This window comes from Glutamicibacter sp. NPDC055354, from assembly GCF_053644955.1.
The window spans coordinates 1-1,196 of sequence record NZ_JBSHMB010000009.1 but is presented as its reverse complement, the minus strand read 5'-3'; the positions used below and the strand labels follow the sequence as shown (position 1 = coordinate 1,196).

The following is a 1,196-nucleotide window of genomic DNA, read 5'->3' as shown; positions in this document are numbered from 1 at the left end:
CACGGTCATCATTGCGGAAGCCACCGCCACGGTTGTCATCGCGACGCTCGCCGCGGAAACCACCACGGTCATCATTGCGGAAACCGCCACCGCGGTTGTCGTCACGCTTGAAGCCGCCACGGTCATCATTGCGGAAACCGCCGCCACGGTTGTCATCACGCTTGAAGCCACCGCCACGGTTGTCATCGCGTTTGAAGCCACCGCCACGGTTGTCATCGCGTTTGAAGCCACCACCGCGATTGTCATCGCGTTTGAAGCCACCACCGCGGTTGTCATCACGCTTGAAGCCACCACCGCGGTTGTCATCGCGACGCTCGCCACGGAAACCACCACGGTCATCATTGCGGAAGCCACCGCCACGGTTGTCATCGCGACGCTCGCCGCGGAAACCACCACGGTCATCATTGCGGAAACCGCCACCGCGGCTATCGTCACGCTTGAAGCCACCACCGCGGTTGTCATCACGCTTGAAGCCACCGCCACGGTTGTCATCGCGACGCTCGCCACGGAAGCCAGCACGGTCATCATTGCGGAAAACGCCACCGCGGTTGTCATCACGCTTGAAGCCACCACCACGGTTGTCGTCGCGCTTGAAGTCACCGCCGCGGTCAGCATTACGGTCACCGCGGAAGCCACCACGGTTATCGTCGGTGCGCTTGAAATCACTACGGTCGTCGCGACGCTTGAAGCCATCGCGGGAGTTGTTGCGGTTTGAATCTGAGTTCCGGAAGTCGCCTCGTCCGTTGTCGGAGTTACGGCGGAATTCGTTAGACATCTAATGTCCCCTTCAGCGGCTATCTCAATACCGCAACCTTCGTGTTTGCCTTTGCAAATCACTTCACTATTAACTATTCAGCATGCCCTCGAGGCATGTACATCTAAATTCAAGTCTACGGGAGGCACGAGTCATACCATAGGGAAACGGGTCCAATGTGGCAAGACACTCAGTGGCGGCCCTAAGGTTGCCCCCAGCCATCGACGCATGCGTAGCCGATCGAAGCCCCTTGATAGATTCAACTCTTCTAAAAGGGGTTAACGACAAAAAGGGCCCAGCATGAAACTGAACCCATAGGCTTTAGCAAGTCGATTACCAGGGGACGGGTTAAACAGGTGAGGCCCCGGCACCAAACGGTACCAGGGCCTCAAACCATCTACTCAAGTTAAGTCCGGCGGTGACCTACTCTCCCACACCCTCA

1 pseudogene is annotated in these 1,196 nt (G+C 57.9%); it reads right to left on the bottom strand.

Annotation, left to right across the window (positions count from 1 at the left end):
* Nucleotides 1–775 (bottom strand): annotated as a pseudogene (locus ACWICV_RS17050) (hypothetical protein); the annotation flags it as partial.
* Nucleotides 776–1,196: the final 421 nt, after the last annotated feature.